The following is a 1,076-nucleotide window of genomic DNA, read 5'->3' as shown; positions in this document are numbered from 1 at the left end:
TACCGTGAGCGGTGCACCGCCGACTGATCCGGCGAAGTAGGACCCGGACCAGAAGTGTCCACCCCACAGGTACTCGCGGACATGCGCGGCATACTCCTTGCGCAGGAGCCGTGCCGAGACGCCCTTGAGACTGTTGACCAGTTTGGACAGGGCGACCTTCGGCGGGTAGTGGATCAGCAGATGGACATGGTCGTGTTCGCCGTTGAACTCACGCAACTCGACCTCGAAGTCCGCGCACACCTCCCGCATGATCTCCTCGCAGCGGGCCAGCATCTCGTCCGTGAACACCCCCCGCCGATACTTAGTGACGAACACCAAGTGCGCATGAAGGTTATAAACGACATGACGTCCCGTCCGGACATCGGGGTTCGGATTCCAGCGCGGTGACATAAACCAAACGATACGATCACGGTGTGGAGTTGGTGAAGCAGACCCGGGCGCACAAGGCGCGTCTGGACCTGAACGCGGCACAGGTGGCCGTGCTGGACGGTCAGGCGCACACCGCTCGCACCCTGTGGAACCTGCTGCATGAGTACTTCACCTTCCGCCAAGGCCGGTTTGCGAGGTTGAAGGAGTGCGACGCGGCGATCCGGGCGGCCCGCCACGAGATCGACTGGATGGGCCAACTACCCGCCCAGGCCGCCCAAGCCGTACTGAAGACCTATCGGCAGGCGTGGGCGAACTTCTTCAACCCCGACCATCCCGCCCAGCGGCCCACCTTCAAGGGCCGCCTGCGCTCCCGGTTGACCGTGGACGTCCCCCAGGCCCGCGATTTGCAGATCAAGCGGATCAACCGGCGCTGGGGCACGGTCAACCTGCCCAAGGCCGGGCGGGTCCGGTTTCGATGGACCAAGGACCTGCCCGGCCTCACCAAGGGTGGCCCCGCCGGGCGGATCACCGGAGCCCGCCTGGTCAAGGAAGCCGACGGCTGGCACATCGTGTTCCGGGCCGAACGCCACGTGCCCGCCCCCGCCCGCCACCTTGGCCCGCAGGTCGGGATCGACCAGGGAATCACCGTCGCCCTGGCCCTGTCAGATGCCACCATGCGCGAACACGGCCCCTGGCTCACCAGCGGC

General features: G+C 66.0%; 2 protein-coding genes. One reads left to right on the top strand and one right to left on the bottom strand.

Annotated elements, in window-relative coordinates:
• The coding region (gene tnpA, locus ABT352_RS40715; RefSeq protein ID WP_350950461.1) for an IS200/IS605 family transposase at positions 1–390 on the bottom strand (390 nt) is incomplete at its 3' end.
• Between the two features lie 23 nt (positions 391–413).
• Here tnpA and ABT352_RS40710 point away from each other — a divergent pair.
• Positions 414–1,076: transposase (locus tag ABT352_RS40710; protein WP_350950459.1), on the top strand; the 663-nt coding region annotated here is incomplete at its 3' end.

The organism is Streptosporangium sp. NPDC000563 (assembly GCF_040299985.1).
GTDB lineage: Bacteria > Actinomycetota > Actinomycetes > Streptosporangiales > Streptosporangiaceae > Streptosporangium.
The sequence above is the reverse complement of the archived record's forward strand: the minus strand, read 5'-3'. Positions and strand labels throughout refer to the sequence as shown.